Consider the following 6869-nt stretch of genomic DNA (forward strand, 5'->3'; position numbering starts at 1 on the left):
CATGCGGCTGCGCAAGGTGCCTAGTTCGCCGTACCAGATGGTTGGGGCTGCGTTGGCCAGGGCCATGACCGATTGCGTACCAGGGCTGACCACTCGGGTAGTCAGGTCGAGGAACCAGTCGTTGTCGCCTTTGCGCACCAGGTCGTAGGAGTAGGCACCCAGGTCCACCGGCCCGCCTTGCAGTTCGAATTGCGCGTCGCCGCCGCCGGTGTGCACCATGTGCAGGCTGTTTTCCGCGTGCGGGTCGTGGCCACTGCTGTTGATCAGCAAGGTATGGTTGCCGCTGGCGTTGCCGGTCACGTCCAGTTTGTCCGATTGGCCGCTGCTGAAGTCAGCTTCCATCACGAAGGTGCCGTTGCCCGCCAGGCTGTCCAGCGAGAGGGTGAAGAACTCGTTCAGCTCGCCAAAGCGCACCGAGCCGCCATCCATGCTCAATGCGCCGACATGGGCATCGCCGACCATCACCCATTGGGCATTGCTGTCGATGGCCAGGCTGGCGACGTTTTCCAGGCGCCCTTTGAGAGTGGCAAAATTTTCGAGCTGAACTGCGGCACTGCCGCCTTCGGCGACGACGACGTCGCCCTCCAGCTGGCTGTCATTCACCCGCAAGGTCGCGTCAGCACTGTGCTCCACTTCCAGCAGCACGCCATTGCCCGCGCGCAGGGTCGAGCGGTTGAGCACGTCGATATGCGCAGAAGCCGGGCGAATGGCGCCGATACCCACGACGATTGCCGATCCGTTCACGCCCTCGACCAGGCTGTTGTCCACCACCAGCGTGGAGTTGCCCGAAGGGCTGCTGCCTTCGCGCAGGCGTACGCCGTTCTGGCTGCCGCTGATGGTGGAGCCTTCGCGGGCTATCAGCGTGCCGTTGAACAAATCGGCGCCCAGGCCGGCTGCGCCAGTGCCACGCAGCTCGCTGCGTTGCAGTTCGAGCGTACTGTCGTTGACCAGCGCGCCCTGGCGTGCGCCGCTTATGTTGCTGTCGATGACAAGCGCCTGCGAGTGCCTGCCCGCGCTGCCATCCGCTGTCAGGCTCAGGCCGCGGGACTCGCTCACCACAGTGGTGCGCTGCAAGGTAGCATCTGCCCCCCACAGGGTGAGACCGTTGGCATTGTTCAAGGCGTCGATACGGCTGTCGCTGAACGTGACTGTGGCGCCCGCCTCTGCAAACACCTGCAACATCTTCGCGCCATTGGCCGTCAAGGTGGCCGGACCTATGACGCGGTAACTGTCGAGTGCGCTGTCGGCATCGATCAGGGTGTCCTTGGTAACGTTGGTCTGGGCCCAGGCGGAGGTTGCCAGCAGCAGCGGGCTCAGTTTGCCCAGCAGGGTCAGATGCCGAAGAGAATAGAAAGTTGATCGCGGGTGGCTAGACATGGAATTTCCTTGTGTATATGGCTGCGTTTGTAAGATCCATCTCTCCTTTTTGTAGGGGGATCTTTCAGGCCGTCAGCCTATGTGCGCCACTTCGCGATGAATGTAGGAATTACCCTACAATTCACCAGGATAAGTCCTACATTTAGTGCTGGCGGCGGCCCGATTTCCAAAGGCCGCTGCCAGCGGCGGTCAGGGGCGGGTCAAATCGCAAGTGCTCCCTGTGCCGTTGTCAGCGATGCTGACTCTTTTTTCCGCGGGAGCCGATACCAGCCCTTTTCCGGGGAAGCTGTACTTCACCCGGCCGCGTGCCGCCAGCGGTGAAGGGACATAGATCGGCAGAATACGATCCTCGTACGGCTGAATTTTCCAGACGAAGCCGTCCTCGATCATTGATTGAGTCAGCGTCAGCGTTTCGGGGAGGCCCACGTCGATGGGGACTTCACCGTTAAGCCCCTGGACGACCGTCCATTCGAGCGTGATCTTGTCGCCAGGGACGAGGTTGTACTGGGCACTGGCCGGGATCCTGATCCTGAATGCAGGAGGGGCTGTAGCGTCGTCCGGGTCCCACAAGGATGAGCAACTCAGCCAGTCTCGGGGCGTCAGCCCCTCGAACTGCCCCGCATCCGGGGTAATCGTCACCGCGTCGGCATCGACGTACTGGCGCTCCGACTCTTGTTCATTGAGCGCGTCGGCTGCTGCGCGCACGGTGTAGTGCACCGGCAGCCTCGGGTTGTTGCCGGCCGCAAGGATGTACTTCCACAGGATCGTGACTTGTTTGACCGCGCCAGTTACCCGGTCGACCACCCAGCTAGCCTCGTCCATCAGGATGCCATTCCAATAGAAGTCGACGACCTGTCCGACCTCGATGCGGTCGTACAGATCGATACTCAGCGTCGCGTCCTTACCGGCGTCAGCCCGCACCAGTCGGTTGCTCTGCCCCGACTCGCTGGTGATCTGGGGTGCGGTCAAGTAAGGGTTGACAGGCGCCGGCCATTCGGGGTCCGGGTCGGGGCGCCCGGGGCCTGCGATGGAAAAGTCGACGTTGATGCCGTCATTTGCCGGGCCATAGGGCACCTCGCCGCGCAAGATTCGATAGCTGACGTTGGTGGCTTCTACACCTGTACTGGCGCCGTACTCCTCGCGCAATACCTCCGGGGGAACCGGGACGCTGATAGGGAAGGGGCGTGAGCCCACAGGCTCAGGGCGCAACACGGAGCCGGCTGGGGTTACCCCGTGCCATGTGACTTCGATGGTGTCACGCAAGCCGCGGTTCTTGTACTCCGGGATGTCCACCGTGACCCCGAGCTGCGCATCCTTCAGGTCAAGTGCGCCGTCCAGTGCCAGCGGTACTTGTGGTTTCTGCAGATCTTCCGGTTCGTCCCCGAGCACTACGTCGACCGAGCCCGGGAAAGCCATGCGGCTCTTGTTGGTCGCTTTGTCGAACTCGAAGTAGGTGATAAAGAAGCGGCCATCGCCCATGCGCCGTATCTGGTCGACCGGGATCATCACCTTGCGGTCATCGGGAACGGGCCCCTCGGCCACTGGCGTGCCGAATTCGCTCTGTTCTTCTGGCCATTTCTCCAGATAGTACAGCGTGAACGTATCGCCCGGCTGCTGATTTGCCCGGGGCGGTAAAATGGCTTCAATCCCACCGGGGTGCGCGGCCAGGTAGGTTTCGTTGATGTAGCCGGCGGGCAGCTGTACCGGATTCGGCACTATCTGTTCACCCCATGGCGGGATGCTGTCACAGATCAGCCTGATGGCCTCCGACCGACGGTGAACGCCCATGTAATCTTCGTGCCTGTAGCGGATCCATAGCGCGCCATTGACGGGGATATTGCCCTGAGGGTATGACAGGGGAATAGGGAAATCGTCCGGCACGATCGGCGGAAAGCATTCCTCCGGGGTGCCGATGTCTTTGAAAGAGTCATTGGTGCCGGTCAGGGAATATTCCAGCTGCAGTTTTTCCGATTCCAAGTCGGGGTCGTCCGGTAGAAATGCCCATGGCGGAATGCGGACTTCAAGATCATCCGTCAAGGCATTTCGGTGCAGAGTGCCGTCCAGGGGATCAATGATGCCTTTGACATCGGGGGCGTCCAGGCTCTTTGGGGATGGCTGAAGTTTGGCTGTTTTTGATTTCAAATAGTGCTTGCGGGTTAAATTGGCATCGGCTCGGGGGGAAGAAGTGCTCGCTGGCTTTTTCATTTTAATGTCCCTGAAAATAAATTTGATGATTTTAACCCTGGAGGGTATGTTGCTGTTTAATCTCTGGGGGAGGCGCCGGGTAAGTGCATGTTGCTGCGTAACTTGGATGGGCCAGCCTTTCCAGGCTTGGATGTAGGCCTAAAAATAGCTTTAGGTATATGTCTAGGGCGTGGCTTGAAAACAAAATACGGGCTGACAGCGTATTCTGCGAAGTTATTAGACTTATAACTGCCAGCTCTTGATTTAGGCGCACCCAACCAGAGCATCCCCCCCGCGATAGCACCCGTAACGCCAGCCGCGATATTAAGAATCAGGCCTATATTGCTTCGCGTTTCATGTCCGGAAAGGACACCTTCCGTTTGCACCGCCGTACCAGCCACTGTCAGCGTGGCTGTGATGATCGCCGCCGCGACCTGGGTGCCTACTATGAAGGCGCCTCCACCCGCTGCTACCGATACCGTCAATGCCGCTCCCGCTGCCGCTGCCGCTGCCGCACCCGTACCTCCTCCGGCTGCCACCGCCGCCGCCGCCGCACTTGCTCCGGCCGCCGCCGCCGCCGCCGCCGTACCTGCTCCGGCTGCCGCCGCCCCCGCACTTGCTGCGACACCTCCGGTGGCTGCCGTCCAGGCGGCAGCTACTGCAGGCGTTGCCGTACCATACGTCACCACAATCGCCACCACCGAGGCGATGGCGGCGAAAATGAAACCGACACCCATGCCGACCCAGCCCATCACACCGAGCTCCACGCGCGGCGAGATCCGATGCCGCTCAAGCTCCTGCCGCGACTGGCTGGTACCGCTGTAACCGGTGCTGAAATGCCCAGTAGGGTCGCGGAAGGTAACCGGGTTGCCCAGGCAGTAGCCGTAATAGTTCAGCCCCCCTTCGCCGAACGGGCTGAGCGAGTCCGGGCTGTGGAAGCGCATCAGCACCGTGTTGTAGGCGCGATAGCCGTTGCCCAGCAGGTACCAGCCGCTGTCCGGGTCAAGCGCCTCGCCGTTGTAGCCCAGCGCAGCCAGCGCAGGGTCGTCGCTGTGGCCTTCGCCGTATGCCGTATAACGTATGGCCCGCGTGCTACCGGCCTGGCTTTCGGCAATCACGCTGTGGCTGGCACTGGTGTGCAGCAGCAACGGTGAGTGCGCGCCGCTGCCGCTTTGCTGCACACCCAGCGGTTGCTCGCCGTGGTGCAGGTACAGTGTCTGCACGCCGTCACGCACGGCCAGGCGCAATCGTTCACCGTCATGCAGCAGCAGCGTGCGCTTGCCGGCGTCGTGGCGACTGACCAGCAGGCCATTGCCGTCATAGCCATAGGTATCGGGCTGGCCCGCAGCGTTCAGGCCCAGCAACCGGTTCTGGCTGTCATAACGCACCGGGCGGTTACGCTCGTCGCGGGTCAGGTTGCCATTGGCGTCGTAGCTGAACCAGGGGGCCGGCTCGGCACGCGCAGGCGTGTATTTGATGTGTTGCAGCTGGCAGGGGTCGCGTTCCGCATGAATGAACTCGGCCCTTTCCGGGCGCAGCACGCCGGTGAAACTGGTAATTGTGATCACGATATTGTTGAAGGCATCGAAGGTGAATACCTGTGATTCGATACCGCGGCCCAGCGTGTCGCGGGGCAGGTCCGGCCCCTTGCAGGTGTGCCGGACCAGACGCGCATGGCTGTCATAACCAAAGCCTTCTTCAAGACGCAAAACACCGGCGACATGCAGTGTGCGGCTGAGCATCAAGTCATCCGCGCCCCAGGCCGATTCCTGCAGGCGATCTGGCTGACCGCTCTGGCGCCAGGAGCGCTTTAATTCGCGATCATGATCATCATATTCAACCGCCGTTTGCAGCGAATGGGTGCCTGCCCGGTCGTGGCTGGTGATCAGTTGCACGCGGCCCAGCTCATCGTATTCGAAGACCGCCTGCAACTGGCCCTGAAGCGTGGATTTCAGGCGACCATCCGGGTAGTACTCGTGCGTGGTAGGTACACCATTGGCTTCTTGTGTACTTTTCAATCGGTCATGCAAGGTGCTGACGTGGGTCCTGCTCCAGGACTTGCCTGTGTGCACGTCGTCCCAGTGTTCTGCAGTCAGCTGGTTGGCCATGTTGTATTCGTAACGTCGCTTGCCTTGCCCGTTGTCACTGCTAAGCAAACGCGCGCTGGTGGGGTGATAGCCGAAGCGGGCGTGGTCTTCGGGCGCATTGTTGCTGGTCGGCATATTGGTGAGCTGCAGGTTGTAATCCAGCTCGATGGTGTCCCCGGCAGGGGTGATGTGCTGGCGTGGCATGCTTTCGCCTTCACGGAACACGTAATACTCAGTCCGCCCGCCCGTGGTAGCGCCGACCAGGCGGTCCAGCCCGTCGTGGTACTGCGCACCGATTTCGCGGGCGGGTAACGAGACGTTCGCCGGGGTCACCACCAGGCTGGCGGGTAGCTCTTCGCTGGAATGCTCGGCGTAGGTGCGGGTCAGCTGTGTATTGTTGGCCTGCCGGGTGCTCAGCATGCGGCCCCAGGGGTCGTAGGCAAATAGTGTGGTGTGGTTGCGTTCATCCTTTTCGCTAAGGGTGTGCCCGAGGCCGTCATAGGTGTAGCTGCGCTCGCCGAGCAGCTCGTCGAAGGCATCCAGGCGCTTGCGGCGCACGGGCTTGTTGAACAGGTTGAGCCAGGTCTCGGTCTTGCCGCTGATCGCCCGCGCCACGTGCGTTACCTGGGTTTTGACACCGTTACGGGTGTTTGTCCGGGTACGTGATTGCAGCTTGCCGCCTTCGCGCCAGGTGTAACGGATGGCGCCTTTGTGAGCGGCATTACCGATAGGATCGAGTACGTTGTGTTGTTCAACGCCATCCGGGCCAATGGAGCAGCATTGCTCACCCCAATCGTCATACCTCATGCGCTTGGTCAGCGTCAGGAACTGGCTACCTTGCAGCCAGTCGGTAACGGTTTCCTGGACCCGGTGGCCGAAAGCGTCGTATTCAAGGGCCATGACTTTGAAAAAGCTGCCCGGCCGTGAGGGATGAACGTTGTCCCTTTGCTCGAGGACAGGCCGGCCCAGGCCGTCCAGTACCGTCTCGGTAGTGATACCGCGCGCGTTGGTCACTCGATGCCGGGCGATGTCCCCGTCGCGGGCACACAGTTCATAGGCGTAGCGTCTGCCCGCCTCGAAGTCGGTCCCGGCCGATACCCGCTCACGGATAACACGGCGCAGTGCATCGAATTCCCAATGTGTTTGCACGCCGTTCTCATCGCATTCGAAGACCGTCTCACCGACCAGCAGCGAACGCCTTTCAGCGGTTGAGCGCAGCGC

Annotated in this window: 3 protein-coding genes; all 3 read right to left on the reverse strand. The window is 61.3% G+C overall.

Features of this window, described 5'->3' with window-relative positions; genetic code table 11:
• Positions 1-1377, reverse strand: a 1377-nt coding sequence (locus tag HP546_RS23320; RefSeq protein WP_172230065.1) for a pertactin-like passenger domain-containing protein, incomplete at its 3' end; no start/stop codon positions are given.
• A gap of 189 nt (positions 1378-1566) precedes the next feature.
• The gene (locus HP546_RS23325; protein ID WP_172230068.1) at positions 1567-3582 is read right to left on the reverse strand and encodes a hypothetical protein; all 2016 of its coding nucleotides are present in this window, start codon (positions 3580-3582) and stop codon (positions 1567-1569) included.
• A gap of 56 nt (positions 3583-3638) precedes the next feature.
• On the reverse strand, positions 3639-6869 hold a 3231-nt coding region (locus HP546_RS23330), incomplete at its 5' end, for an RHS repeat-associated core domain-containing protein (protein WP_306125547.1).

This window comes from Pseudomonas sp. CM25, from assembly GCF_013179705.1.
GTDB lineage: Bacteria > Pseudomonadota > Gammaproteobacteria > Pseudomonadales > Pseudomonadaceae > Aquipseudomonas.

Excerpts from the sequence above, each read along its gene's own strand:
- HP546_RS23325 (WP_172230068.1), bottom strand. The coding sequence starts at position 3,582 with ATGAAAAAGCCAGCGAGCACTTCTTCCCCCCGAGCCGATGCCAATTTA.